The sequence below is a fragment of the Marinobacter sp. UBA2498 genome, assembly GCF_002341575.1.
In the GTDB taxonomy this organism is placed as follows: Bacteria; Pseudomonadota; Gammaproteobacteria; order Pseudomonadales; family Oleiphilaceae; genus Marinobacter; species Marinobacter manganoxydans.
Window position 1 is genome coordinate 6,446 of sequence record NZ_DDOI01000089.1, and the last position, 25,633, is coordinate 32,078.

A 25,633-nucleotide genomic window follows, 5' to 3' on the forward strand; every position below is an offset into this window, starting at 1 on the left:
AAACATCGCCAGGTAGATGCCCGGACTCAGCCGGTCTGTGGTCAGGGGGCGGGTATTCAGTGAGGGCTGAGGTAACAGCATGAATACCGAGGCACCGATCATGGCCGACACCAGGACGACCTCGAACACCGCGTCTGACACCCAGGTCGCAACCCAGGCGCCCAGGAGCGAACCGAGAATTGCCGGCACAGCAAGGTGCAGACTGACCATCAGGTTGCCATGCCCCATGCGGTAGAAACTGCCCACCGCAGTGATGCTCTGCAACGTAATGGCCACCCGATTGGTACCGTTGGCCACCTGCGGCGGCAACCCCAGGAACATAAGCAACGGGAGGGTCAGCATGGACCCTCCCGCGGACAACACGTTAATGAAGCCGGCAATGCCACCCAGCGCTAACAGAGCCAGGATCTCAAACAGTGTCATCGTCAGGGTCCTGTCATGCAGCTGCTGGCGTGGCCATCCGGCGGCCCTGGCGGCTACTCCACACGAACGCAAAGACAAAGATCACCAGGCCAGCGCCATCCAGCAGCACCTGGCCATGGGGCCAGAGCATCAACAAACCGATGGGGAACATCAGCAGACGCACCACTGGATTCAGCGGATGCTCAAGGTATCCTTCAAGCCCCGCTACGATGGCGTAAACGCCGAATAACGCGAAGCAGAACACCTGAATCATTTCGGTGAAGTTCCCGGTAATCAACGGTGAGTAGGCGAACAGTAGCGGCACTATGTAAAGGCCCTTGGCCAACTTCCAGGCGGTAAAGCCGGTCCGCATCTGTGGTGTGCCGGCAATCGCCGCCGCGGCGAAGGCCGTGAGACAGACCGGCGGTGTCACGTTGGAGTCCTGGGATAACCAGAAGATCACCATATGCGCCGCCACCAGGGTTATCGACAGGGTTGCCGGTGACAGTGCCTGCTCAAGCAGCTGACTGCTGAAGGTGTCCGGAACGGAGGCCAGCAGTTGCTGCGCCGTAGCCGTGTCCATGGGCGCATTCAGCAACTCCATTTTATCGGGTGCTACCAGCATGAAGATGGACTTGGCCTGCTCCGGGAGGTTGCCACTCACAAGCAGGTCCAGCAGCTGACTCTGTGCAATCAGGTTGTAGATAGCCGGCGCGGAGAGTGTGGCGAGCACGATATAAGCTGCCGTTACCGGCAGGCCCATACCAAGGATGAGCGACGCCAGGGCGACCAGCAGGATGGTGATCAACAGGCTGCCACCGGCCCAGTCAGTAATCATGATTGAAAAAGTATTGCCGATCCCGGTAGTGGACACCACCATCACTATCAGCCCCACAGTGATCAGCAGAATCGCTGTTGTGGTGATATTGCGGGCACCCATCACCAGGGCGTCCAGAATGTCCCGAGGCCCCATGGGATGCTTCGACAGCCACGAGGCGACGATCACGGAGAGGATGGCTATTCCGGCCGCGTAGGTAGGCGTGAATCCATAAACCAGCGCTGCAACCAACACCACCAAGGGCATCAGAAAATGCCAGCCATCTTTCAGCACCTCTTTCAACGTAGGCGCTTCAGCATCCTCCAGCCGGGTGGCGTGGCTGCGTTTGGCTTCAATACGGACAAACATGGCCACCGAAAGGAAGTAGAGCAGCGCCGGCAATGCGGCGACAGAAATGATCGTGAGATAGGACACCTGCGTATAAGAGGCCATAATAAAGGCCCCCGCGCCCATCACCGGTGGCATCAGCTGACCACCCGTCGAGGCCGCTGCCTCAACCCCTGCAGCAAAACGGGCAGGGAAACCGGCCTTACGCATCAGCGGAATCGTGATCACACCGGTAGATACAGTATTAGCGACACTTGAGCCAGACACCGAACCCATCAGTCCTGAAGAAAATACGGCAACGAATCCCGGGCCGCCAACGAAGCGCCCCGCAGCGCAGCGAGCAAGCTCAATGATAAAGTCTCCGGCACCGGACTTTACCAGGAAGGCCCCAAACAGAATAAACATGAAGACATAGGTCCAGGAGATCCGGGCAATCGACCCAAGCATACCCTGCCCGCCAATGTAGGAGCGAAACAGCACAGTCTCCCAGGTGAGCCCCGGGAAATTAAAAATGCCGTCAACATACTGGCCCCACCAGGCGACATAGGATAACGCCAGAATGCACAGTACCGGGATAAACCAACCCACTGTTCTGCGGCCAAATTCAAGGATCAGCAATACCGCTGCAATCGAGACGATCCAGTCACCGGTACTGAAATTAACGCCTCGCTCATAGAGCGCGTTCTCGAACAGAATCAGGTAAGCGGCACAGGCCATCGCCGCCAGACCAAGAAAAACATCGATGCCAAGCACAGCCCGCTTACCAGCCACTGAGCGAGCCTTGAACATGGGGGTGGTCAACGCACAGATCAGTCCGAAAAGACCAAAGTGCAAAGCTGAGGTCCAGAGCTCTGACAGCGTAGAAACCGTGTTGAAATAGAGGTGTATCAGTGAGGTGAGAATCGCGAGGCCAAAAATCACCGGCCCGAAGAGCCGGTGATCAAGGCGTTCGCCAGCTTCGCTGGCACTTTCATCACGGACCTCGCTGAGAGGCCCGCCTGTTGATTGGTCTGCCACAACTACTCCGCAATCAGCCGTTCTGGAATCTCAATTCCCTGCTCACGGTAAAAACGCGCAGCCCCGGGATGCAGCGGCATCGGCAGACCGGCAATCGCTTTCTCCAGCGCCATGGCCTTGGTTGCCGGATGAATGTTATTCAGAAACGCCAGGTTGGCATAAATTGTCTTGGTGATTTGATACACGTCCTCTTCCGGGACATCCGCTCGGGCCGCCATGATGTTCGGCTGGGCGATAGTATTGATGTCCTTGTCCTGGTTCGGATAGGTACCAGCCGGGATCAGGTAGGGCGTCCAGAGCTCAAAATCACTGTTCACCTCGGCCAGCTGCGCCTCGGTAAAGTCCAGTGTTGTTATTTCGCCACCGAGGTTGGCGTAGGCACGGGTAACCGCAGATGCGGGGACACCGGCCGGAATGTTCATACCATCGATGTTTCCATTCTGCATGGCGTCAGCGCTGGGACCATAGCCGAGATAGGCGATGTCCACCTGCTCCAGATCAATTCCGACCTTGCCCAGGATAAAACGACCGGAACCTTCAGTACCGGAATTCCGGGCTCCAATAGAGAAGCTCTCATCGTAAAGGTTGGTCATATCCGAAATAGTACCGGTCTCAACCACGTTGTTACGGACCACAAAATGCTCAACGTTCTGCCAAAGCATGGAAACCGAGCGCAGATTTTTATAGGCCTGTGGTACTGGCCCTGTGCCGTTCCAGGCGTAGGCGCCGTATAGCCCCTGCAAAATACCGAACTGGATCTGCCCCTCGTCCATCAACTTCAGATTTTCGCCTGATCCGGCTGAACTGATGGCGGACACGGAAATATTGGTCGTTGGTTCCAGTTTTACCTTAACCAACGTGGAAATAGCGACGCCAACCGGATAGTAGGTGCCACCCGTAGTCGCAGTGCCCATTACATAATTACCCTCGGCGTGCACCCCCGAGGAAAAAGAAACCATAGCCGCCGCAAGCAGGCTCAGTGTTGATTTCATATATCGATTGTTTCTCATAACCCTTTGTCCTTTCGCGATTATTGTTTTCTCAAGCTGGAATCTGACCTTAATTAATGTAGCGGCTCGGACAGAGATCTACCAGCTCAAATCATGAACCATCGCCTATGGTCTAAGTCATTCCAGCTTCCACCAACAGGCCTCCGGCGTCAGATACAACAAACCCCCGCCCTTGAGGCGAGGGTTTGTTGACATCAGCACGACTCGCATAAGCGCCAAACCTGAAGTTCCGGCGCCCAGCTGCTAGCGCCCTAGCGTGTAATGTGCTGATACTCGTTTGCGTCTTCGGTAGCCATACTCACCGCAACAATGGCGATGAAAGCAGCAATAAAGCCAGGAATGATCTCATAAACACCAGGACCACCCATAAACTCACCGTTCCAACCCAGAGAAATCCAGATCATAACCGTAGCTGCACCCACTACCATGCCAGCAATGGCACCGGCACCATTCGTGCGCGGCCACATCAGCGACAGGATAATCAGCGGACCAAAAGCTGCACCGAAGCCGGCCCAGGCATTACTGACAAGGGCCAGAACCTGTGAATTCGGATCGGATGCAATGACCGCGGCAACCAGGCCAACCAGCACCACACACACCCGGCCAATATTGACGCACTCCTTATCGGTTGCTTCCTTGCGCAGGAACAGTCGATAGAAATCTTCAGTCAAAGAAGATGAAGACACCAGCAACTGACTCGAGATGGTGCTCATAACTGCCGCAAGCAGAGCTGCATACAGGAAACCGGTGATCAGCGGATGGAACAGCAGATCGGACAGAATGATGAAGATCGTTTCCGGATCCGCAATATCCATACCGTTACGAACGGCATACGCCCGGCCGAAAACACCCAGCGAGATCGCACCAATCAGGGAGATACCCATCCAGCCCATGCCAATATTACGGGCAATCGGAACATCCTTCAGGGTACGGATGGCCATAAAGCGCACGATAATGTGAGGCTGACCGAAATACCCCAGGCCCCAGGTAACCGCAGACAACCAACCGATGAAGGTCAGGCCTTCCGTCCATGACAGAAGCGTGGGATCGACCGAGTTCAGAGTTTCAGCAGCCTGGCCAAAACCGCCACCGCCTTCTCCGAATAGCACAACCGCGGGCATGATCACCAGTGCCAGCATCATGATGCAGCCCTGCACGAAGTCCGTCATGCTTACTGCCAGGAAACCACCCACAACGGTGTAGGCCAGCACCACGCCCAGCGTAATGACAATACCCACCGCGTAATCACTCAAGCCACCAAAGTTGAAAATACCGGAAAACGCACTTTCAAACAGTTTGCCGCCAGCAACCAGACCGGACGCAGTGTAAACCGCAAAAAAGATGACGATAACGATAGCGGATACCGTTCTCAGCGATAACGCCTGAGTCGGGAAGCGGTTAGCAAGGAAAGACGGAATGGTAATGGCATTCCCATAGTGAACCGTCTGTTCCCGAAGGCGCGGTGCAACCAGCGTCCAGTTGAAAAACGCACCGACAAAGAGGCCAATACCGATCCACGCGGAACCCAGGCCAGATACATACAAAGCTCCGGGAAGACCCAGAAGCAGCCAACCACTCATATCCGAGGCACCCGCCGAAAGGGCGGCCACTTTCGGACTGAGCGCCCGTCCGCCTAGCATGTAATCCTCAGATGATGAGGTAGATCTGCGCATCGCGAATATGCCAATGGCAATCATGAGCGCAAAATATGCAAAGAGACTTATCCAAACACCAATAGCCATAGGGCTCCTCCGGTTTAATGAGTCGGAATCAGGTTCGCTCGCGAAGCACAGAACTGACCTGCCGACAACGCGCTGCACTGTTCTTCTTGTTCACACGAAAATTGTTCCTTATCGGAACGGGATTGTTCAGTGACTCACCTGCGCGGCGTGATCCTCATCTCGGGTTCTTGACGCCAATGCAGTCAGCCATTCAAGCCAGGCTCCCAACCGCTATAAGTTAGTATTACTACGGACGCCAGGCTTACGAAATCCTACGATTCTTTTGCACAATCCTACGGTTGTAGGGCTCAGAACACGGAATCAGGCAGCGTAAGCACCCGCCTGTAGCCTGGACGGCGTGGTTCCCTTGTATTTTCGTAACGCGTTGGTCAAAGCGCTCTGAGATGAGAAGCCGGTTCTGTAACTGATTTCAGATACCGAGAGTGACGTTGAGACAAGAAGTTCAGAGGCCTGCTCCAGACGCGTCTGAAGAAGGAATTGATGGGGCGTTATACCAGCGGCATCCCTGAATACCTCGTGAAAGCGGCTGACACTGAGACAGGCCTTCCCCGCCATTTCCTCAACGGTGATTTTTCGGTGCAGGTTATTGAGGATGTACGATCGAACGACTTCCGGGCTTACGGGGTTCCGATCGGGAGATTGCGTCTGCCCGCCGGCTATCCTGTCGGCCATGCAGTAGAGAATACTGGTAGCCAGGTGCTGCTGGAGCGTTGCGTTCTCTGGCGCGCGATCAAATTCGGTAGCGGTGAACTGGACAAAGCCCTGCAAACGACTGTCCATTTGCAGGGTGCGCGGCTTCTCAAAGACTCGCATCATCCGCTCGTAATCCGCATGGGCCGGAGTGTTAAACGCGGGAGTCAGTGGATCAAGATTAATGACCAGAACATGGTTGGAGTGACTGCCACAAAAATCGTGCTGGGCTTCCGTGGGCACGAAACAGGCTCTCCAGGTATCCAGACGAGCCCCTGTCCCGTCGACACTCAGTTCGGCTTCCCCTCTGACACCGATCACGATCTGATGATGTTCGTGGCGGTGCTGATGCGCTGCGCTGGGGAGTTTTAGAAGTTTTGCGTCGACCATCAAGACTGCCAGTCTTTAATTGAGAATGTACATCAATTAAAGCAGAACCTTACAAAAAGTGCACGAATGAAGGCTAAACCTCCAAAACTACCAAGCTGGCCTCAGCCATGACCAGTCGGGCTCAATAAACCGGTAAGCAGCTGGACAACCTCCTCGGAAACCTGATTCAGTGGGCGCGCCGCGTTGATAATATGATATCTATCCGGGGCCTCATTGGCACGGTCGAGGTAGGTATTTCTGATTCGCTGAAAAAACTCCAGATCTTCCTGCTCAAACCGGTCCAGTTCACCCCGACGCCTTGCTCTGGCCATTCCGGTTTCCACTGGCGCATCGAACAATATCACGTGATCAGGACGGACGTTACCCTGAACCAGGTTTTCCAGCAATGCAATCCGCTCCTGCGACACACCGCGCCCACCTCCCTGATAGGCAAATGTGGCATCGGTGAACCGGTCGCACAGCACCCACTGACCAGCGTCGAGTGCCGGCAGGATTCTCGTATGTAAGTGCTGGGCGCGGGCTGCAAACATCAACAGCAGTTCCGTGGTTTCGTGAACCACCTCATCCCGGGTTGCCAGCAGCAGCTCGCGAATGTGCTCGGCCATGGGGGTGCCGCCAGGCTCACGGGTTACCAACACATCCACACCGAGGTTCTCGAGGGTACTGGCGGCATTCGCCAACTGAGTGGACTTGCCAACGCCTTCTGTACCTTCAAACGTAATGAATTGCCCTCTCATGCTCATTCTCCACCCTGCTTAACCGAGGAGCGGTAATCCTCACGTCGGTTAAGCTGAAACTCACGCACAGCCTTCTGGTGTTCCGCCAGTGTGCGTGAAAATTTGTGGGTACCATCGCCACGGGCAACGAAATAGAGCGCATCTCCATCATCCGGATGCAGGGTCGCGTGAATGGATTCACGGCCAGGCAGGGCGATGGGCGTTGGGGGCAGTCCATTGATTCTGTATGTGTTGTAGGGCGTGTAGGTGCGCAGATCCTTACGGCCGATACGGCCCTGATAACTATCGCCCATACCATAAATAACCGTGGGATCGGTTTGCAGGCGCATTCCCTTCTGGAGGCGGCGAACAAATACCCCTGCAACCTGGTCGCGCTCTTCCGGGGCGCCAGTTTCGCGCTCCACAATAGAGGCCATGATCAGAGCTTCATAGGGGTTTTCATAGGGCAACCCATCTTCCCGTGCTGCCCACTCCTCAGCCAGCACTGATTCCATACGGCTGAAGGCACGCCTCAGAAGATCCAGATCGGACTCGGTGCTGGTAAAGGCGTAGGTATCCGGGAAAAACCGCCCCTCAGGATGCTCCCCTTCCGCACCGACAGCCGCCATGATCTTTTCACTGGACCACTCGCCTGTGAGCTTTTGCAATCGCTCGGCGTTTGCCAGTGCTGCCCTCATATCCTGAAAAGTCCATCCCTCGATAAATTGCACATACCAGTGCTTGGTATCGCCGGAGACCATGATGCCAATCATGTCGACGGGACTCATGCCATCAAGGAATTCATACTCGCCAGCCTTGATCCGGGTCTGCCCAGGGTCAAGGCGACCATATAGCCTGAGCCACAGCCGGTCCGAGACCAATCCTTCATCTTCAAGGCGACCCGCCACTTCCGTGAAAGACGCACCCTGGGGAACCTGAAAAAGCAGCGGCTCTTCGAACTCGACTGGCTTTTCAAGGCCTTTCAAGCCTTGCCACACCCACAGACCGGTTCCCGCTGAGATCAGGACAGCAGCACAAACACACGCAAGCAATAACTTCTTGAACAAACGATTTATTCCAGTGTTTCGAGAGGATTGAAGATTGTCGCAAGTCCACCATCGACAGGCAAATCATGACCGGCAATAGTGCGAACCGGAACAAACCCAAGAACGCTATTCAGAAGAAATAGCCCATGGCAATCCGGACCGAGGACATCGTCTACAGCAACCGGACGCTCCGACACCCTTTCCCCCTGTTGCCTCAGCCGTTCAAGCACCCATTGCCTGAGAACGCCGGCAACCGCAAGGCTGGATGCCGGCGGTGTCACCCAGCCATCGCTTTGCCGGAGCAGAAGATTGGTGCGGGTACCCTCCACCAGATTGCCGCCGTGATCAGCCATGATGACCTCGAAAAGGGATGGCCCCAGTTCAGCGGCGGCCAATACCTGCTCGATCCGGTTCAGAGACTTGATACCTGCCAAGACAGGATTAACAGACAGGGGGACTTTCGAGAAGTCAACGGCCTCTCCGGCAATATCCGGCATCGGAGGCAACGGTGAAGCCGACACCAGCAGGTTTGGCTCCATCCCGGGAGCAGGCCGGTAACCCCGCCCACCGCTGCCCCTGGTCAGGGTCAGTTTGAGAATCCAGCCTTCCCCCCTGAATCGACCGGCAAAGCGCTGCGCCGCCTGGACACAAACGTTCGCCAGATCCCTTCGCGAAACCTCGATGCCCAACCGACCGGCATCACGAACCATGCGCTCAAGGTGTCGCGAAAGCAGGACTCCTTTCTGCTCAACCATGCGGATCGTTTCAAACAGCCCGTCTCCATAGGCCAGACCCCGGTCATTGGCGGGCAAGCCACCGTCGTCAGCCCAGAAAAGACGAAACACGGCGAGGGTCAGCCTTCGTAGCGACGGAAAATCAGGGTGCCGTTGGTACCACCGAACCCAAATGAGTTGGATAGGGCTACCCGCACATCCGCCTTACGGCTCGTGTGTGCCACAAGGTCCAGATCGCAACCCTCATCCGGATTGTCCAGATTGATGGTGGGCGGCAGGACCCCATCCCGAATGGCCAGAACCGAGAAGATCGCTTCCACAGCACCAGCAGCTCCAAGCAGGTGACCTGTCATGGACTTGGTGCTGCTCATGGCCAGCTTTTGGGCATGCGCGCCGAACACCCGACGAACTGCAGCCACTTCGGCCACGTCACCAACCTGGGTGGAGGTTCCATGGGCGTTGATGTAGTCGATTTCTTCCAGATCAAGGCCAGCATCACGAACTGCGTTCGCCATGGATCGGGCGGCGCCCTCGCCATCTTCGGGCGGCGCTGTAATGTGGTGGGCGTCGTCGCTCATACCAAAACCGACAACTTCACCGTATATGGTGGCGCCCCGCTCCTTTGCGTGTTCAAGCTCTTCAAGCACAACGACACCGGCGCCATCGCTGAGCACAAAGCCGTCCCGGTCTTTATCCCAGGGGCGGCTGGCCTTTTCCGGTTCATCGTTACGGGTAGACAGAGCCCGCGCAGCCGAAAACGCAGCCATACCGGTACGCGTCGTCGCCATTTCCGAGCCACCTGCCAGCATGACATCGGCGTCGCCATAGGCAATCGTGCGGGCCGCGTAACCAATGTTGTGGGTGCCGGTAGTGCAGGCTGTCACGATCGCAATGTTGGGGCCACGGTATCCGAAACGGATCGCGGCATTGCCGGAGATCATGTTGATGACAGAAGCAGGCACGAAAAACGGGGAAACCTTTCGGGGCCCCGACTTGTCCATGGTCAGGACGCTCTTCTCTATGTACTCAAGGCCGCCAATCCCGGAGCCGATTGCAATACCTACTCGCTCCCGATCAAGCTTCTCAAACGACTCCAGCCCACTGCTGTCAACTGCCTGCTGCGCAGCAATCAGGCCATAATGGATAAAGGCATCAAGCTTTCTGGCATCCTTCGGGGACAGGTAGGACTCCATGTCCAGATCCCGAATGGCCCCACCAATTCTGGTGTTATAGGCAGACGCGTCAAAGCGGTCGATCATACCGATCCCGCTGCGCCCGGCCTGAATCGCTTCCCAGGACGACTCCACGCTATTGCCGACTGGCGACAGCATGCCCATACCTGTGATGACAACTCGCCGTTTAGTCATAACCTGTTGCACCTGATCTTGTCCGAATGAATCTGAACGCCGATTGAACCTGATTTTCGGCCAATAAAAAAGCCGTCCCTCGCTATTTCACAAGGACGGCTTTTTGCCTGGCTTTCTTAAATGCAGAGTATCAGGTGTGCGCGACGATGTAGTCGATCGCGTCCTGAACACTTGTCAGCTTCTCGGCTTCCTCGTCAGGAATCTCGGTTTCAAACTCCTCTTCAAGTGCCATAACCAGCTCAACGGTGTCCAGTGAGTCAGCGCCAAGATCCTCTACAAAAGAAGATGAGTTCTGAACTTCGGACTCTTTAACGCCCAACTGTTCACAAACGATCTTCTTCACGCGCTCTTCAACTGTACTCATAATGTCCTCACTTTGTGTGTCAACCAAGCAACTCTAGTGCTGCCAGTTTAGTTTAAACCCTACCTGCAAACAAGCAGGGATTCTGATAAACATGTTGTGCGACAAGGGGTTGCGCACAGACCCCGAAAGGGGCTTATCCCATGTACATTCCGCCGTTCACGTTGATGGTTTCACCCGTCACGTATCCGGCTGCATCTGATGCCAGGAAGGCAACCACGGCTGCCACTTCTTCCGGCTCACCCAGACGACCCGCGGGTATGATTTCCAGCATAGCCCCACGCTGCTTGTCGTCCAGTTTTTTTGTCATATCCGTGTCAATAAATCCGGGAGCCACGCAATTTGCAGTGATACCGCGGTTCGACATTTCCTTGGCCAGGCTTCGGGTAAACCCTTCAACCCCGGCCTTGGCGGCGCAGTAATTGCCCTGCCCCGCATTGCCCATACCGGCAACCACGGAGCTGATATTGATAATCCGGCCCCATTTGGCCTTGGCCATGCCACGAAGCACGGCCTTGCTGGTCCGATAGACGCTGGACAGATTGGTTTCCAGAACCGAGGCCCAGTCATCATCTTTCAACCGCATCAGGAGGTTATCACGGGTAATGCCGGCATTGTTGACCAGAATCAGGGGAGCCCCCGATTTCTCCGTCAGCTCCTTCAAACCGGCTTCAATGCTGGCAGGGTCTGCAACGTTCATGACCATGCCGTAACCCTTGTAACCGGCCGACTGGAGATCGTTGGTGATGGATTCTGCACCGGCTTCACTGGTTGCTGTTCCGACAACTTCGGCACCCTGCGCGGCCAGCGCACGGGCAATGGCCTGACCAATACCGCGGGTAGCACCGGTGACCAGTGCGGTTTTACCTTCCAGAGACATGAATAACTCCCTTTCGTTTCAGGACTGACCGAAAGCGTCCAGCGCCTTCGCCAGCGAATCCGGGTCTTCGATACTGTGAACGGCCAAAGCCCGGTCGATACGTTTGGCCAGCCCTGCCAACACTTTTCCAGTGCCGCACTCGACTGCAACTTCGACATCATTGGAAACGAGGGCACGCACAGAGTCCGTCCAGAGCACCGGAGAATAAAGCTGCTTGAGAAGGTTGGCCTTCAGTGTAGCGGATTCGGTCTCGGCGGCAGCGTTAACATTTTGTATAACCGGGATGACAGCATCATTAAAGCGAACATCCTCCAACGCTTTCGCCAGCTCCTCCGCGGCGCCTTTCATAAGTGCGCAATGCGATGGCACGCTTACAGGCAATGGCATGGCCTTCTTCGCGCCTTTTTCCTTGCAGGCTTCAATAGCCCGTTCAACTGCGGCTGCCGAGCCAGCAATAACCACCTGACCAGGGGCATTGAAGTTTACCGCAGATACCACATCGCCCTGTGCCGCATCCTGACAGGCTGCCACAACGGCATCATCCTCAAGACCAAGGATGGCTGCCATCTTCCCTTCTCCAGCCGGCACAGCGTCCTGCATGAGCTCACCACGCAGGCGAACCAGCTTGACCGCTTCAACAAAATCGAGGCTCTCTGCCGCCACCAGGGCGCTGTACTCTCCCAGACTGTGACCGGCGAGAAAATCGGGAGAAGAACCGCCGGCAACAAACCACTGCCGCCAGAGGGCAATACTGGCCGTCAGGAGCGCAGGCTGCGTCACCATGGTTTTATTCAATTCCTCCGCCGGCCCCTTCTGGCAGAGATCCCAGAGGTCATAGCCGAGAACATTGGAGGCTTCGGAAAAGGTTCTGTCGATGATGGGCCAGGCTTCAGCGGCAGCCGAAAGCATGCCCACCGATTGCGACCCTTGTCCTGGAAAAATAAAGGCTGATTTCATAAGCGGGATCTTATCGTCATTGGGTGGTTACGTGAGATTAGCCAATAGTACAAGTTAGGCCAATTATCCGCGAATGCGTGGCCAAACCGGGACAGACTTTAGTCTCAGGCACTCAAAGCATGAGATCGTCGAGACGCTCGTTGATACGGCGGGGTACTTCCAGCTCAACTTCCCGAACGGCCTGTCGAATGGCCGACAACATGGCCCGCTCATTGGCGTTGCCATGACTTTTGATCACCACGCCCTGGAGACCGAGCAAACTGGCACCGTTGTGTCGGGAAGGATCCATCAATTGCAGAAGCCGACCGATAATCGGACGGGCCAGCAGGCCGACCAGTCGGCCGTAGAGATTTCGTGTGAAGGCCTGTTCCATCAGCTCTATGAGGAGACCGGCAACACCCTCGCCGGTTTTCAGGGCTATATTGCCGACAAAGCCATCACAGACGACCACATCTGCGACGTCCCGGAACAGATCGCTACCTTCCACATAACCGATGTAGTTGATGGTATCGCACTGGGCCAGCATATGAGACGCCAGCCGGACCTGTTCATTGCCCTTTATCTCTTCCTCACCGACGTTCAGAAGAGCGACCCTTGGTTCCGCCTGGCTGCAGATCGCAGAGGCCATCAGGGACCCCATCAGGGCATACTGATAGAGATTTTCGGCGGTTGAGTCGACATTGGCGCCGAGATCAAGGACGTGACAGCGCCCCCTGAGCGAGGGAATCAGTTTGGCAATAGCCGGGCGCTCGATACCCGGATACATGCGGATAATGGTGCGCCCAAATGCCATCAATGCACCGGTGTTACCGGCACTGACACAGCCCTGGGCCTCGCCATCGCGAACAAGACTCAGGGCGATGGCCATGGAAGAGTTTTTCTTGTGGCGGAGAGCGTGGGAGGGGCGCTCGTTCATCCGAACAACGTCTGCCGCCTCGACAATGCGAATTCGGGCGTGCCCCTCACGCAACAAAGCCTCGAGCTCGCTCCGGATTCCCACCAGAACGATGCTCAAGGCTTCGTTTTCACGCACCGCCCGCAGCGATGCGGCAACCACGACGGCAGCCCCGCGGTCGCCACTCATTGCATCAATCGTGATGGTGACCGGCTTCACCGTTCTGCCATCCGATTCGGGACGGTGCATAGCGGCAACGAGATTACTCGTCGCGTGCTTCGATTACCTGCTTGCCGCGGTAGAAGCCGTCCGGAGACACGTGGTGACGACGATGAACTTCACCAGTAGTCGCATCGGTGCTCAGAGCAGCGGCGCTCAGGGCGTCGTGTGAACGGCGCATGCCACGCTTGGAACGGGTCTTACGGTTTTGCTGTACAGCCATGATTATGCTCCTGACCTGTTAACGTAAACTTGAATTGCTGAATAAGTAACGTCTGTTCGTTAAATGTGCGCCGGTCTCCCGAGGGACGACCCACGCCCGGTTAATGCTTTGTCTTCTTGAGATCCGCCAGGACACTGAACGGATTCTCACCCGACTTTCTCACCGGCTCTGCCCCGGAGCTGTCAGGCTCGTAGGCTTCCAGATCTTCCCGGGCAGGACACTGGTCCCGTTCGTGAAGCGGAAACGGTGGCAAAACCAGCAACAGCTCGTCTTCCACCATCGACCAGAGGTCCGCCGTAAAATCATCGGTCAAAAACGGCTCGAGTTCTTTCGGCAGCTGTTGCGCCTGCTCGTCACTGGTAACAAGACCCAGCTTGAACTCGGAGACCAGAGTCACGCTCATGGCGCCCATGCACCGCTGACACTCCAGATCAACCGGGGCCGCCAGCTCGCCCGAAACAACGCGACGACGCTCACCATCCATAAAAAAAGACAGTTTGACCCGGCACGCAGCGCCTTCCGAAAACCCGAGAACGGATTCCCGAAAACGGCCAAGCCCGCTGATGGGAATCACTCCCTCCAGTGTGCTGTTATGTTCCGCTAACCGGTAAGGATCAACAGATTTGGGCAACTCGGCGTTGGACGCGTTTGACATAGGCGCGCAATTTTAGGGGCGCAGCCGGCCGCTGTCAAAGACTTCGTTGCTTTTTCACGGGGGTTCCAGTGCAGATAGGTGTAATTTACGATAATCGCACAGCAGATGCACCGGCCAGGTACTTAAAGGACTCGATCAATGCCCCCAAAACCGCTTTTACTGGCGTCTTCATCACCTTACCGGAGAGCGCTCCTGGAGCGGCTTGGCTTGCCGTTCACCTGCGCAAGCCCGGATATCGACGAATCACCCCATGAAGGCGAGACCGGCGAGGCCCTGGCGACACGTCTGGCCGAGAGCAAGGCCCGCGAATTGGCGGACCGGTTCCCCGGCCACTGGATCATCGGCTCGGACCAGGTCGCCTGCCTGCCCGACGGCTCGGTACTGAGCAAGCCCGGCAACCACGAAATGGCGACAGAGCAGTTACGCCAGAGCAGTGGTCACAGGGTACTGTTTCTAACAGGCCTGGCGCTGCTCGACTCCGATTCCGGCAAAATCGACAGCCTTTGCGAGCCGTTTAACGTCAGGTTCCGGGAACTGGCTGATGAGGAGATAGAGGCCTACCTATTGCGGGAGAAACCTTACGACTGCGCCGGCAGCTTCAAGATGGAAGGCCTCGGCATTACTCTGTTCGAGGCCCTTGAGGGCCGGGACCCGAACAGCCTGGTGGGCCTCCCCCTTATTGCCCTGAACGCTCTGCTGAGGCAATGGGGCCGGAATCCCCTGCTGGAAAACCGGCCTGCCTCATAAGGCATTACCGAAGCTCGAGCCGGGACTCGACCAGTTGACTGGCGAAACCCTCGCCAAAGGCGACACCAAGCTGATCAACAATATCCTGGAACGGTGATTTGCGACGGCTGTAGTCCACCAGTTCCTCCTGACCTATGATCTGCCGAGCAACGTGTGATGCGCTGCCGAGCCCATCAGCCAGGCCAAGCTCAACGGCCTGCTCGCCACTCCATACCAGCCCGCTGAACAGGCGCTCATCATCCGCCAGGCGATCACCACGCCCTTGCTTGACCGCTTCGATAAACTGTTGGTGGGTGTTTTCCAGGACACTCTGCCAGAAAGTGACTTCCTCTTCCTGCTCCGGCGAAAACGGATCAAGGAACGCCTTGTTCTCACCGGCCGTGTAGAGACGGCGATCCACGCCGATCTTCTCCATAACCTCGGTAAAGCCGAAACCGCCAGCCACCACCCCAATCGAGCCGACAAGGCTGGCCCGGTTGGCATAGATCTCATCAGCGGCCGCAGCAATGTAATAGGCTCCGGAAGCGCCGATGTCCGAGATCACGGCGTAGACCTTTTTCTCGGGATATTCCTCCCGCAGGCGCTTGATCTCATCGTAGACATACCCGGACTGCACCGGGCTGCCACCCGGGCTGTTGATGCGCAGAATCACTGCTACCGAGTTTGGCTCTTCGAAGGCTGTTCGCAGAGAACCTACAATATTGTCTGCACTGGCCAGTTCGTCGGCAGCGATCGGACCGTTTATTTCTACCAGAGCCGTGTGCTTGCCGGTTACACCCTCCAGTGAATCGCCCAGGGGAAACTTGATCAAAAACAGCAAGGCAATCAGGTAACCAAACGTCAGGAACTTGAAAAAGATACCCCAGCGCCGGCTCTTGCGCTGCTCAGACTGCAGTGACATGACGAGTTTTTCGATGAGCTTCCAGTCACGTCCGGACTCGGGCGGAAGCTTCGGCGACTTTCGCCCGAAAAACGGCTTACTTTCTTTTTCAGGCTCCACCGGTTGGTCACCCCAATCGGCAGACTTGTCAGATTCCCAGTCACTCATGTGCGCATCCTGTCAGCAACGTCAATGAATTCGGTCTGTTTACAGCCCCAGCACCCGCCGGAGGTCTGGCACGGATTCAACAATGGCATGGGGCGAATAATCACCCAACACATCCCGCTTGTGCACACCCCATTCAACGCCGATGGAGGGCATGCCGATACGCCGGGCCATATCAAGATCGTATCGGGTATCGCCAATCATCACCGCCTCTTCGGGCTCAATGCGATAGAAACGAAGAATCTCCTCAAGCATGGCAGGGTCAGGCTTGGAGCGCGTCTCATCGGCACAACGGGTGATCTCGAAGTGGTCGCCAAGACCGCTGGAAGCCAGCGCAAAGTCCAGGCCGCGCCGGCTCTTGCCGGTTGCCACAGAACAACTGCGACCGGATCCTCGCAGATCTGCGACCACATCGGCCATACCGTCAAACACGTTTTGCGGCGTTGTCACCTTGCTGAAGAAATAGCGCCCGTACCCGTCGCGAATCCTGTTCATTTCTTCCCGACTGATACCGGGATAAAGCTTCTCCAACGCCTCGACCATGCCAAGCCCGATAATATCCCGGTACGCCTCACGCTCCAGGGCCGGAAAGCCCAGCTCGGTTGCCGCCTGATGGAGGCTATCAGCAATATGCTCAACCGAGTCCACCAGGGTCCCGTCCCAGTCAAAAATTACTACTCTGACGTTCATTGATCGTTTCCTTTAAGACGCCCGGAAAGTTTCCTGAGCACGTCATTGAATGCATCGTCGTAAGGCGCCTCAAGGCGCATAGCCTCACCCGAGACCGGCAAGGTAAACTCCAGGGCCCGCGCATGCAGCATCAGCCGTTGCCCGCCAATGGACCGGAACGCCTTGAGGCTGACATCATCCATATACTTGTCGTCACCCGCAATCGGATGACCGGCCCAGGCGCTGTGCACGCGGATCTGGTGCGTACGACCGGTAATTGGCGACGCCTCGACAAGGCTGTAGCCCGCGTAATGCTCGAGGCAGCGGAATGTCGTCAGCGAGGCCTTGCCGGCAGCGTCAACCTTCACCCGACGCTCGCCATTGGGCATCTCGTAGCGCAGCAGAGGCACATCCACCCGGTCAACGCTGGCCGGCCAGTCGCCGGCGACCAGCGCATGGTAATGCTTGCGGATTCGTTTCTGGCGCAGCTCATCCTGCAGGTACCGAAGCGCCGACCGCTCCTTGGCCACCATGATCAGTCCGGACGTATCCCGATCCAGACGGTGAACGAGCTCCAGAAACTTTGCCGCCGGGCGTGCGGAGCGAAGCACCTCGATCAACCCGAAACTCAGGCCGCTGCCGCCGTGTACGGCGATACCGGACGGTTTGTTGACCACCAGCATCTGCTCGTTCTCGAAAACAACCGCAGATTCCATCACGCCCTGCACCCGGGAGCCGGGCGCCACCTGATCAGGCTTTTCCTTTCGGGTGATCGGTGGGATACGCACCTGATCACCGGTTCTCACCCGGGAATCCGGCTTGACCCGCCCTTTATTGACCCGAACCTCGCCCTTGCGGATGACACGATAAATAATGCTCTTGGGCACACCGCGAAGCTGGGCAAGAAGGAAGTTGTCCACCCTCTGACCATCGTTGTCTTCGTCCACGGTAACCCACTGGACGCCCTGACGGACTTCTCCACGAACAGCCTGACTCTCACTGCCGGCCCTGCTGGTTTTTTTTGCCCTCTCGGGCCGCGGTTGGGCTGGCTTTCTGCTCGCAGACTTTCGAGACATGAAGTTCCTTGGCTACTGGAGTGACTGCAGGATTGAACGGCTGCATGAATACTGTTATATTCCGGCGTGCTTTGCCGTTTGTCTACGGCCTGACCAACTCAAGTCAGAAGCCGGAGCGGCAGAAGTATACCGACACTATTCGAGAGTTTGAACGCCGTGCACCCAATCACTACCGGGAACGGCGAGAGAAATGCTCCCGGAGGACCAGGACAGATCTTCGAAAGGCTGCATCCTGTACCCGGGAGAGAGAAAAACCGCGCGGAAAACCGCGGGCGACATCGCGAAGAATCACTGCCACCCAGGGCCGGGCCGTCCAGCATACGAATACGACGTGAGACCCAGGCACCTGAGTGAACCTGAAAACGGATAACATGCGTCAACAGACACGAACCTTACACGACCTCTCCCTGCCCACAGGCAGCCGGATCGTCGGCGTTGGTCTCAGACCGAAAGGATCAAACCCCAGAAGGGTCTGATTCGTCTGGCCGCCGGTCCGCCCTTGATGTAACAGGGCCCGCGGCACGCACATCCTGCTTCGCTGATGCGATCCCCTCCGGTTTTCTGTCAAATTAAACGACAGGAACTCTTTCTTTCCATGAAAAGAATGCTTATCAATGCAACTCATCCCGAAGAGTTGCGCGTCGCCCTGGTTGACGGCCAGCGTCTATTCGACCTTGATATCGAATCCAGCTCCCGCGAGCAGAAGAAAGCCAATATCTACAAGGGCCGCATTACCCGGGTCGAGCCCAGTCTCGAGGCCGCGTTTGTGGATTTCGGCGCCGAGCGCCACGGCTTTCTGCCGTTGAAGGAAATTTCCAAGGAATACTTCAAGAAGTCGCCCGGCCAGATCGAAGGCAAAATCAACATCAAGGACGTTGTTTCCGAAGGCCAGGAAGTCATCGTGCAGGTCGACAAGGAAGAGCGTGGCAATAAGGGCGCAGCCCTGACCACGTTTATCTCCCTGGCAGGTCGCTATCTGGTACTCATGCCCAACAACCCCCGTGCCGGCGGCATCTCCCGTCGCATAGAGGGCGATGAGCGGGCGCAGCTCAAAGAAGCGATGAACGATGTTCAGGTGCCGAAATCCATGGGCATCATCGTTCGTACCGCCGGCATCGGCCGTACCACTGAAGAACTCCAGTGGGATCTGGACTATCTGGTGCAATTCTGGGAGGCCATCACTCAGGCCGCCGGCGAGCGCAAGGCCCCCTTCCTGATTCACCAGGAAAGCAACGTTATCATCCGTGCGGTTCGTGACTACCTTCGCCAGGACATCGGCGAGGTTCTGATTGACGCCAATGGCGTCTATGAGGACGTCCTGAATTTCGTTCGTGCGGTCATGCCCACCTTCGAAAACAAGATCAAGCTGTACAAGGATGAAATCCCGCTGTTCAGCCGGTACCAGATCGAAGGCCAGATCGAGACCGCCTTCCAGCGGGAAGTGAAACTGCCCTCCGGCGGCTCCATCGTGATTGATCCGACCGAGGCCCTGGTTTCCATCGACATCAACTCTTCCCGCGCCACGAAAGGCCAGGATATCGAGGAAACCGCGCTCCAGACCAACCTGGAAGCGGCAGAGGAAATCGCCCGCCAGTTGCGCCTGCGTGACATGGGCGGTCTGATTGTCATCGACTTTATCGACATGACGCCTGCGAAGCATCAGCGGGAAGTTGAACAGAAGATGCGTGAGGCCCTGGAAATCGACCGGGCCCGGGTTCAGGTGGGCAAGATCTCCCGCTTCGGCCTGCTGGAAATGTCCCGTCAGCGCCTGCGCCCCTCCCTGGGAGAGACACGCAGCGAAGTGTGCCCCCGATGTGAAGGTCAGGGCACTATTCGTGGCATCGAGTCCCTCGCCCTGAGCATCATGCGCCTGATCTACGAGGAATCGTCAAAGGACAAGACCGGCGAAGTACGAGCCGTTGTGCCGGTTTCCGTCGCCACTTTCCTGCTCAACGAGAAGCGCAAGCAGCTGGCCGACATTGAAGCCCGCCAGGAAGTGAGCGTTGTCGTGGTGCCGGTTCCGCATATGGAGACACCGCATTTCGAAATCATCCGGATGCGTCAGGATGAAACAACGCCCGAGCACATTTCCAGCCATCAGGTGGCCCAGGAGTACAGCGAGCGTGAAGAAGAAATCTTCGAGGCGCCCACCCCTGAGAAGCCGGTACGCGAGCAGGCTGCGGTAAAAGCGATCCGGCCGAGCGCACCCGCACCCGCGCCTGCCCCGGCCGCACCGAAGGCTGATGAAACCACTGAACAGGAAGAAGGCCTCTTCCGCCGGCTGGGACGCAAGATCGCTGGCTTCTTCAGTGGCGAGGAAGAACAGAAAGTCGAGAATCGCGAGCAGAGCCAGAGCCAGCGCGAAGATCGTCGCAACCAGGGCCGTCAGGACCGTCGCAAATCCCGGGTAGCCCGCGGTGAAGACCAGCGTGCAGGTGGCAACCGCAGTGGCAACGAACGTCGCCAGGGCGGCCAGCAGGGCCGTGGAGACGACAACCGTGGCCGCGGCCGCAACCGCAACGACGATCAGAACCGTGGCAACCAGAATCGCCAGGCATCCGAAAACAAAGGCCAGGATAATCGCGGAGGCGACAACAAGAGCGCCGATAACAAAGGCACTGAAAATCGTCGTGACAACCGTCGCGACAACCAGGGCCGCGGCCGCAACAAACCCCAGCGCGACCCGAAGGATAATCGCGAGCAGAAGGACCAGAAGGATCAGGGCCAGCAGGATAATGCAGCCAAGTCCGGTCCAGCGGACAAGACGGGTTCAGAAGAGAAACGCAGAAAGCCACGTCGCCAGCGCAACCGCGACGGCTCTCCGTCTGAAGCACCGGCCTCTGCTCCGGCTGATCGAAAAGCCGCTCGTAGCGAGAAGCATCAGAAGGACACGCAGCCGGAAAACGGTCGTGACGATGCCAAGCCCGAAGTGAAAGCCGAGCAGGTAAAGGAAACAGTCAACAAAGCGTCTGACAAGCCCGAAACCAGGGCCGAGACTGCGCCGGCGGCCAGCGAAGCACCGAAGCCGCAAGCTGCTCAGAAAGAGCCGGCAAAAGAGCAGAAGCCCGAGAAGGCATCCGCAGACAAAGCGCCGTCGGAGAGCAAGCCGGAAGCGAAACCGGCAGCGGAAACAAAACCCGCTGCAGAGAGCCCGGTTGAAAAGCAGGAAGCTGTTCAAGCGAAACCTGAAAAAGCCGAGCCCGCCAAGGCTGAACAAAGCTCCGAACCCCTTGAGAAGCCTGAGGAAAAGAGCAAAAACGTTACCGAGCAGGCTCAAGGCGCAGCCACAGACAAAGAGCCTGCCAAGAGCACCGCGGCCACTGATGAGCCAAAGCCGGTGACTGACCAGGCTACCGAGAAAAAAGAGGCAGCTCCGAGGCCAAAGCCGGAGTCCAAGGCCAGAGCCGACGGTGAACAAGCGCCGCGGGCGAAGAAGCAGCCGGCGAAGCCCAAGGAAGCGCCAGCCGCCAAGGTAGAACCGGAGGAGGCACCACAACCCGAGAAGGCTGAAAAGCCAGCGGAGGAGAAGGTAGCACCAGAGCGCAAGGCTCCCGAGGCTCAACCGGAGCCAAAGCAGCCGGAAGCAGCGCAGGCCAGCCCCGAAAAGGCCGAGCCCAAGAAAGCCGAGCCCGAAAAAGTTGAGGCCAAAACCGCAGAGCCAGTGAAGGAAGAGACGCCTTCCGCTCCGGAGGCAACGGCCAAGGACACGCCTGCAGATGCCCCGGCAGTCGACGTTCCTGTAACACCGGGCCGCGCTTACAATGATCCAAGAGAAGTCCGCAAGCGCCAGAAGGCCGCGGAAGAGGCCAAAAAGGCCGGGAGTAACTAACTGATGCTATCGAACTCCGACATAGAAGCGCTGGAAGACATCCTTTTTGCCGAGCCCTGGGGCGATGAAGCCCTGGATTTCTTCGGTTTCCATGGGGTGGTCTGCGCCAGCGTCGTCGGCCCGGCTGAACTGAGCGCGGAAGAAATCTTCCGCCTCGCCACGGGCACCGATCAGGTGCCCGACACCGGGATTCCCGAGGTGTTCAGGCGCTGCTCGACCCAGCTGGCCAATGACATGGCCCATTCCCTGGACATGGGGCAGTCTCTGGAATTGCCGGAGCCGGAGGATGGCGACCCCATGAACGCACTGGAAAACTGGTGCGCCGGGTTCGTGGACACCTTTCTGGAACACGAAGAAGAGTGGCTCGAAGCAGCCAGCGAAGAAGAAGCGGCGGACCTGATGGTGCCTATGCTGACACTCTCAGGACTGTTCGATGACGAGGACTTCCAGAAGGTTCGCAACAGTGAAAAGCTATCCCGGCAGATGGCCGACGCCATCCCGGACTCACTGACGGATCTGTACCTGCTGTTCCACGCACCGGATTAAACCGGCGCCGCACCCGGAACAGGTTGTCTGAACGAATGCCAGACCGGCTCAAGCCCGTCTGGCATTTTCATGATGCGGCCAAGCTCACACCAGGGAGCGCCGGGAAAGTGAAAATCACTGCCCTGGGATGCCAGCAATTTCTCTTTCCGACAAAGCTCTGCAAGAAACCCCAGATCACCACTGGATTGGCCTGAAGTAGACACTTCAATTGCCTGCCCCCCTGCCCTTCGGAAATCCGCGGTCAGCTCCCTGAGTTTGGTTGCCGTAAGCTGGTATTTTCGGGGATGGGCAAGAACCGCAACGCCACCTGCCTCGGCGATCCAGCGCACGACTTCTGGAAGCTCCGGCCAGAAAGCTTTTACATCACCGGGCTTACCGTTACCCAGATATCGCTTGAATGCCTGGGCAGCATTGCGAACAACGCCAGCCTCTGTCAGAACCTGTGCAAAATGGGGCCGTCCAGGCACGTCGCCACCGGCAGCCTCGGAGGCCTTATCGAGAAGGCCATCAACACCAAGCTTACCCAGGCGGTCCGCGATCATGCGGGCACGAGCCCAGCGATTCTCGTTCTGCTGCTCCAGCGCCTGCCTGAAACCGGCCTGCCCGGGATCAAAATCCAGGCCAACGATGTGGATGGTCCGGCTTTTCCAGAGGCAGGAAAGCTCAACCCCGGGAGTCAGGATGATACCCTGCGCCTGCGCAGCCGCCTCGGCTTCGGCAAGGCCAGCGATCGTGTCGTGGTCAGTAAGGGCCAGGTGGGTAACCCCCCGACCGGCAGCGCGCTCGACCAGTGCCGCCGGTGATAGCGCGCCATCGGAAGCCGTGCTGTGGCAATGCAGATCAATGCACAAATGCGGGTCTTGCGGTATAGTCACAAAATATCCTGAATCTTCAGATAACTGGCGGCTTGCCAGGGTTTAACAGTGTACCAGCCAACCCTTGCACGACACGACCGCTGATTGTCTGATCAACTATCCTGTCTTTGAAAACCTGTTCGGAGAGCTGAATGTACTACGCCATTATCAGTGAAGATGTCGAGAACAGCCTGCCGTTGCGCCAGTCTGCGCGTCCGGCTCACATCGACCGGCTTCAGGCCCTGAAAGCCGAGGGCCGATTACTTGTCGCTGGCCCTCATCCGGCGCTTGATACTCCAGAGCCCGGCGATGCCGGCTTTACCGGTAGTCTGGTAATCGCGGAATTTGACTCTCTGGAAGCGGCCCAGGCCTGGGCGGATGCCGACCCTTATGTGGAGGCAGGCGTTTATGACAAGGTTGTGGTAAAGCCTTTCAAAGCCGTCCTCCCGTGAGCGGGCCTTGGGGGCCCATGAGTTTATTGTAATGATGGCACGCTTGCACGGCGGGGCATCTGTGACAAAATTGCGCTTTTAATCAGACTCAGATTTCAACCGCAGAATTTCAGGGAACGTAACCAGTGACGCTTTTTCGTCTAGCAATCAGTGTGTTGTTCGCAGTGTCCTCCATTGCTGTTGCCCAGGCAAAGACTGTCTGGGTTGACGACCAGTTGTACCTGCCAGTGAGGTCAGGCGCAGGTTCCCAGTTCCGCATCATTGAAAACGCGGTTCCCAGTGGCACGCCGCTGGAAGTCATCGAGGCCTCCGATTCCGGATACACCCTCGTTCGCACTCCCAAGGGCACCGAGGGCTGGGTTTCCAGTCAATACCTGAGCGAGACACCCATTGCTGCAGATCGCCTGCGTACGGCCAACCGTCAGTTGGAAGAAACGCGCGCTGAACTCGCCCAGGTAAAAGAGCAGCTGTCTAACGTCGTCACTGAGCGCAACGCGCTGGAAAGCTCCGAAGCCTCGCTTTCTGACCGTTCACAGGAGCTCCAGGAAGAGCTTCAGCGGATCAAGAGTATCGCCGCCGATTCCATCAATCTGGAACGTCGAAACCGCGAGCTGCGGGAAGAGAACCAGAAGATTCGCAACGACCTTGAAGTGCTCACGGCTGAAAACGAACGTCTGGAAGCCAGCAAGGAATACGATTTCATGTTGCTGGGCGCGGGCCTCGTTCTCGGTGGCGTTTTGCTCGCACTGATCATTCCAATGCTCAAACCAACAAGAAAAACCGACAACTGGGCCTGATGCCATGAAGGATTATTCGGAGAAACGCGATTTCCACCGTATGCAGGTGAACTCGGAGATTGAGATCAGCGACAGCCAGGGCAACCGCTTCAAAGGGATCTGCCGTGATCTGAGCGCGACCGGCATGCAACTCTACGTTGAGCAGGCCGTGAACGTTGGCGAGGAACTTCACACGGTTCTTCACTCCAGCAGTGATCAGTTTCCGCCGCTGGAGACTGTCTGCGAAGTCATTCGCTGCGAACCGGAAGGAGACGGGTTCCTCCTTGGAACGAATATCAGCGAAGTCACTCGCTGAACGAAAAACGGCGGCCATTGGCCGCCGTTTTTGTCTCTGCCTCGAAAAGCCTCAAACCAGAGGCTTCTCAGAAACAATGATACCGTTGTTGTCGGCGTAGACGTAGTGTCCGGGATGGAAGGTAACGCCGTGGAAGGTGACCGGCACATTCAGGTCACCCAGGCCACGCTTTTCACTCTTTCTCGGATGGGTGCCAAGGGCCTGCACACCCAGGGCGGTGTTGCCAATCTCATCCACGTCGCGCACGCAACCATAGATGATCAGACCTGCCCAGCCGTTGCTCGCAGCCTTCTCCGCGAGCATGTCGCCCAATAGCGCATGGCGCTTTGAAGCGCCACCATCCACGACCATCACACGACCGTTCCCTGGCTGGCCAACCTGCTCTTTCACCACGGAGTTATCTTCAAAACACTTCACGGTCACAATCTCACCGCCAAATGCCTTGTTGCCACCGTAGTTATTGAAGCCGGGCTCTACAACCAGCACTTCCGGAAATTCGTCACACAGGTCCGGGGTAATTATCGTCGTCACGTTGTCGCTCTCCTTATCCTGGAAATAAACTCAGTCGATTTTTTCGTCGGCCAGGAAGAACCAGGTGTCCAGTACCGAATCGGGGTTCAGTGACACCGTATCAATGCCCTGATCCATCAGCCACTTGGCGAGATCCGGATGATCCGATGGCCCCTGCCCGCAGATACCGATGTATTTGCCGGCCTTCTTGCACGCCTGAATGGCGTTGGAAAGCAGCGCCTTGACCGCATCGTTCCGCTCATCGAAGAGGTGCGCGATGATGCCCGAATCCCGGTCCAGACCCAGGGTCAGCTGAGTCAGATCGTTGGAGCCGATGGAGAAGC

Annotated in this window: 27 protein-coding genes; 6 read left to right on the plus strand and 21 right to left on the minus strand. The window is 57.2% G+C overall.

All coding sequences use genetic code 11. The annotated features are described in order from the left end of the window. The 15 genes from B2W52_RS12340 to B2W52_RS12410 all read right to left on the minus strand — a co-directional run. On the minus strand, positions 1–423 hold a 423-nt coding region (locus B2W52_RS12340), incomplete at its 3' end, for a sulfite exporter TauE/SafE family protein (protein WP_286803294.1). Between the two features lie 13 nt (positions 424–436). Then, positions 437–2,584 (minus strand): TRAP transporter permease, encoded by a 2,148-nt coding sequence (locus tag B2W52_RS12345; RefSeq protein WP_008174987.1) that lies wholly within the window; start codon positions 2,582–2,584, stop codon positions 437–439. Between the two features lie 2 nt (positions 2,585–2,586). Further along, complete coding sequence (locus B2W52_RS12350) at positions 2,587–3,594, minus strand: TAXI family TRAP transporter solute-binding subunit (RefSeq protein WP_092029900.1); 1,008 nt, start codon at positions 3,592–3,594, stop codon at positions 2,587–2,589. A gap of 251 nt (positions 3,595–3,845) precedes the next feature. Then, positions 3,846–5,336, minus strand: coding sequence for a sodium/proline symporter PutP (putP, locus tag B2W52_RS12355; protein WP_008174984.1), 1,491 nt, complete (start codon positions 5,334–5,336; stop codon positions 3,846–3,848). 300 nt (positions 5,337–5,636) lie between these two features. Continuing rightward, the gene (locus B2W52_RS12360) at positions 5,637–6,416 is read right to left on the minus strand and encodes a helix-turn-helix domain-containing protein (protein WP_008174983.1); all 780 of its coding nucleotides are present in this window, start codon (positions 6,414–6,416) and stop codon (positions 5,637–5,639) included. Between the two features lie 101 nt (positions 6,417–6,517). Continuing rightward, positions 6,518–7,159, minus strand: coding sequence for a dTMP kinase (gene tmk, locus B2W52_RS12365; protein ID WP_039882076.1), 642 nt, complete (start codon positions 7,157–7,159; stop codon positions 6,518–6,520). Next, positions 7,156–8,199 (minus strand): endolytic transglycosylase MltG, encoded by a 1,044-nt coding sequence (gene mltG / locus B2W52_RS12370; RefSeq protein ID WP_008174981.1) that lies wholly within the window; start codon positions 8,197–8,199, stop codon positions 7,156–7,158. Before mltG ends, tmk begins: the two co-directional genes overlap by 4 nt. Before the next feature lie 5 nt (positions 8,200–8,204). Continuing rightward, positions 8,205–9,023 carry an aminotransferase class IV gene (locus B2W52_RS12375; RefSeq protein WP_008174980.1) on the minus strand — a complete coding sequence of 273 codons (819 nt, stop codon included), beginning with the start codon at positions 9,021–9,023 and terminating at the stop codon, positions 8,205–8,207. An 8-nt stretch (positions 9,024–9,031) separates the two neighbouring features. Next, positions 9,032–10,279 (minus strand): beta-ketoacyl-ACP synthase II, encoded by a 1,248-nt coding sequence (gene fabF / locus B2W52_RS12380; protein ID WP_273070923.1) that lies wholly within the window; start codon positions 10,277–10,279, stop codon positions 9,032–9,034. A 130-nt stretch (positions 10,280–10,409) separates the two neighbouring features. After that, positions 10,410–10,643: an acyl carrier protein gene (gene acpP, locus B2W52_RS12385; RefSeq protein ID WP_008174976.1), complete on the minus strand. Its 234-nt coding sequence runs from the start codon at positions 10,641–10,643 to the stop codon at positions 10,410–10,412. Between the two features lie 133 nt (positions 10,644–10,776). After that, entirely contained in the window at positions 10,777–11,520 is a 744-nt protein-coding gene (gene fabG / locus B2W52_RS12390) for a 3-oxoacyl-ACP reductase FabG (protein ID WP_008174974.1), read from the minus strand. Between the two features lie 18 nt (positions 11,521–11,538). Continuing rightward, positions 11,539–12,477: an ACP S-malonyltransferase gene (fabD, locus tag B2W52_RS12395; RefSeq protein ID WP_039882075.1), complete on the minus strand. Its 939-nt coding sequence runs from the start codon at positions 12,475–12,477 to the stop codon at positions 11,539–11,541. A gap of 112 nt (positions 12,478–12,589) precedes the next feature. Further along, positions 12,590–13,591 (minus strand): phosphate acyltransferase PlsX, encoded by a 1,002-nt coding sequence (gene plsX / locus B2W52_RS12400; RefSeq protein WP_014577545.1) that lies wholly within the window; start codon positions 13,589–13,591, stop codon positions 12,590–12,592. Between the two features lie 43 nt (positions 13,592–13,634). Next, on the minus strand, positions 13,635–13,814 hold the full coding sequence (gene rpmF, locus B2W52_RS12405; RefSeq protein ID WP_008174968.1) for a 50S ribosomal protein L32: 180 nt from the start codon (positions 13,812–13,814) through the stop codon (positions 13,635–13,637). Positions 13,815–13,914: 100 nt separating this feature from the next. Further along, positions 13,915–14,469 (minus strand): YceD family protein, encoded by a 555-nt coding sequence (locus B2W52_RS12410; RefSeq protein ID WP_008174965.1) that lies wholly within the window; start codon positions 14,467–14,469, stop codon positions 13,915–13,917. A gap of 138 nt (positions 14,470–14,607) precedes the next feature. Here B2W52_RS12410 and B2W52_RS12415 point away from each other — a divergent pair, with 138 nt between their 5' ends. Next, positions 14,608–15,216 carry a Maf family protein gene (locus B2W52_RS12415; protein ID WP_273070921.1) on the plus strand — a complete coding sequence of 203 codons (609 nt, stop codon included), beginning with the start codon at positions 14,608–14,610 and terminating at the stop codon, positions 15,214–15,216. A 4-nt stretch (positions 15,217–15,220) separates the two neighbouring features. Here B2W52_RS12415 and B2W52_RS12420 read toward each other — a convergent pair whose 3' ends face one another. Genes B2W52_RS12420 through rluC form a run of 3 tightly spaced genes read right to left on the minus strand, consistent with a single transcriptional unit; the run spans position 15,221 to position 18,006 of the window. Then, on the minus strand, positions 15,221–16,264 hold the full coding sequence (locus tag B2W52_RS12420) for a S49 family peptidase (RefSeq protein WP_008174961.1): 1,044 nt from the start codon (positions 16,262–16,264) through the stop codon (positions 15,221–15,223). A gap of 39 nt (positions 16,265–16,303) precedes the next feature. Further along, complete coding sequence (locus tag B2W52_RS12425) at positions 16,304–16,951, minus strand: HAD family hydrolase (RefSeq protein WP_008174958.1); 648 nt, start codon at positions 16,949–16,951, stop codon at positions 16,304–16,306. Then, positions 16,948–18,006, minus strand: coding sequence for a 23S rRNA pseudouridine(955/2504/2580) synthase RluC (gene rluC, locus B2W52_RS12430; RefSeq protein ID WP_286803317.1), 1,059 nt, complete (start codon positions 18,004–18,006; stop codon positions 16,948–16,950). The genes B2W52_RS12425 and rluC overlap by 4 nt, the downstream gene beginning before the upstream one ends. Before the next feature lie 595 nt (positions 18,007–18,601). Here rluC and rne point away from each other — a divergent pair. Both rne and B2W52_RS12440 read left to right on the plus strand, forming a co-directional pair. Beyond that, positions 18,602–21,835, plus strand: a complete 3,234-nt coding sequence (gene rne, locus B2W52_RS12435; protein ID WP_286803320.1) for a ribonuclease E — start codon at positions 18,602–18,604, stop codon at positions 21,833–21,835. A gap of 3 nt (positions 21,836–21,838) precedes the next feature. Next, positions 21,839–22,381, plus strand: a complete 543-nt coding sequence (locus B2W52_RS12440; RefSeq protein WP_008174953.1) for a YecA/YgfB family protein — start codon at positions 21,839–21,841, stop codon at positions 22,379–22,381. Here the strand turns inward: B2W52_RS12440 and B2W52_RS12445 are convergent. After that, the gene (locus B2W52_RS12445; RefSeq protein ID WP_286803323.1) at positions 22,378–23,256 is read right to left on the minus strand and encodes a PHP domain-containing protein; all 879 of its coding nucleotides are present in this window, start codon (positions 23,254–23,256) and stop codon (positions 22,378–22,380) included. The genes B2W52_RS12440 and B2W52_RS12445 overlap by 4 nt on opposite strands. A gap of 131 nt (positions 23,257–23,387) precedes the next feature. Here B2W52_RS12445 and B2W52_RS12450 point away from each other — a divergent pair, with 131 nt between their 5' ends. From B2W52_RS12450 to B2W52_RS12460, 3 genes are all read left to right on the plus strand, one after another. Beyond that, positions 23,388–23,687, plus strand: coding sequence for a YciI family protein (locus B2W52_RS12450; RefSeq protein ID WP_008174948.1), 300 nt, complete (start codon positions 23,388–23,390; stop codon positions 23,685–23,687). A 125-nt stretch (positions 23,688–23,812) separates the two neighbouring features. Continuing rightward, complete coding sequence (locus B2W52_RS12455; RefSeq protein ID WP_039882073.1) at positions 23,813–24,484, plus strand: TIGR04211 family SH3 domain-containing protein; 672 nt, start codon at positions 23,813–23,815, stop codon at positions 24,482–24,484. A gap of 4 nt (positions 24,485–24,488) precedes the next feature. Further along, complete coding sequence (locus B2W52_RS12460) at positions 24,489–24,779, plus strand: PilZ domain-containing protein (RefSeq protein WP_008174945.1); 291 nt, start codon at positions 24,489–24,491, stop codon at positions 24,777–24,779. 51 nt (positions 24,780–24,830) lie between these two features. Here the strand turns inward: B2W52_RS12460 and rraA are convergent, their stop codons facing one another. Further along, on the minus strand, positions 24,831–25,310 hold the full coding sequence (gene rraA, locus B2W52_RS12465) for a ribonuclease E activity regulator RraA (RefSeq protein WP_008174943.1): 480 nt from the start codon (positions 25,308–25,310) through the stop codon (positions 24,831–24,833). Positions 25,311–25,340: 30 nt separating this feature from the next. Beyond that, on the minus strand, positions 25,341–25,633 hold a 293-nt coding region (locus B2W52_RS12470; RefSeq protein ID WP_349677065.1), incomplete at its 5' end, for a putative PEP-binding protein.

Bases quoted from the DNA above. Each gene is read 5' to 3' on its own strand.
- putP (WP_008174984.1), bottom strand. From the start codon at position 5,336: ATGGCTATTGGTGTTTGGATAAGTCTCTTTGCATATTTTGCGCTCATG.
- fabD (WP_039882075.1), bottom strand. From the start codon at position 12,477: ATGAAATCAGCCTTTATTTTTCCAGGACAAGGGTCGCAATCGGTGGGC.
- B2W52_RS12415 (WP_273070921.1), top strand. From the start codon at position 14,608: ATGCCCCCAAAACCGCTTTTACTGGCGTCTTCATCACCTTACCGGAGA.
- B2W52_RS12460 (WP_008174945.1), top strand. From the start codon at position 24,489: ATGAAGGATTATTCGGAGAAACGCGATTTCCACCGTATGCAGGTGAAC.
- acpP (WP_008174976.1), bottom strand. From the start codon at position 10,643: ATGAGTACAGTTGAAGAGCGCGTGAAGAAGATCGTTTGTGAACAGTTG.
- rpmF (WP_008174968.1), bottom strand. From the start codon at position 13,814: ATGGCTGTACAGCAAAACCGTAAGACCCGTTCCAAGCGTGGCATGCGC.
- B2W52_RS12450 (WP_008174948.1), top strand. From the start codon at position 23,388: ATGTACTACGCCATTATCAGTGAAGATGTCGAGAACAGCCTGCCGTTG.
- B2W52_RS12410 (WP_008174965.1), bottom strand. From the start codon at position 14,469: ATGTCAAACGCGTCCAACGCCGAGTTGCCCAAATCTGTTGATCCTTAC.
- tmk (WP_039882076.1), bottom strand. From the start codon at position 7,159: ATGAGCATGAGAGGGCAATTCATTACGTTTGAAGGTACAGAAGGCGTT.
- rne (WP_286803320.1), top strand. From the start codon at position 18,602: ATGAAAAGAATGCTTATCAATGCAACTCATCCCGAAGAGTTGCGCGTC.
- B2W52_RS12440 (WP_008174953.1), top strand. From the start codon at position 21,839: ATGCTATCGAACTCCGACATAGAAGCGCTGGAAGACATCCTTTTTGCC.
- B2W52_RS12360 (WP_008174983.1), bottom strand. From the start codon at position 6,416: ATGGTCGACGCAAAACTTCTAAAACTCCCCAGCGCAGCGCATCAGCAC.
- B2W52_RS12420 (WP_008174961.1), bottom strand. From the start codon at position 16,264: ATGAGTGACTGGGAATCTGACAAGTCTGCCGATTGGGGTGACCAACCG.
- B2W52_RS12425 (WP_008174958.1), bottom strand. From the start codon at position 16,951: ATGAACGTCAGAGTAGTAATTTTTGACTGGGACGGGACCCTGGTGGAC.
- B2W52_RS12350 (WP_092029900.1), bottom strand. From the start codon at position 3,594: ATGAGAAACAATCGATATATGAAATCAACACTGAGCCTGCTTGCGGCG.
- rluC (WP_286803317.1), bottom strand. From the start codon at position 18,006: ATGTCTCGAAAGTCTGCGAGCAGAAAGCCAGCCCAACCGCGGCCCGAG.
- fabG (WP_008174974.1), bottom strand. From the start codon at position 11,520: ATGTCTCTGGAAGGTAAAACCGCACTGGTCACCGGTGCTACCCGCGGT.
- fabF (WP_273070923.1), bottom strand. From the start codon at position 10,279: ATGACTAAACGGCGAGTTGTCATCACAGGTATGGGCATGCTGTCGCCA.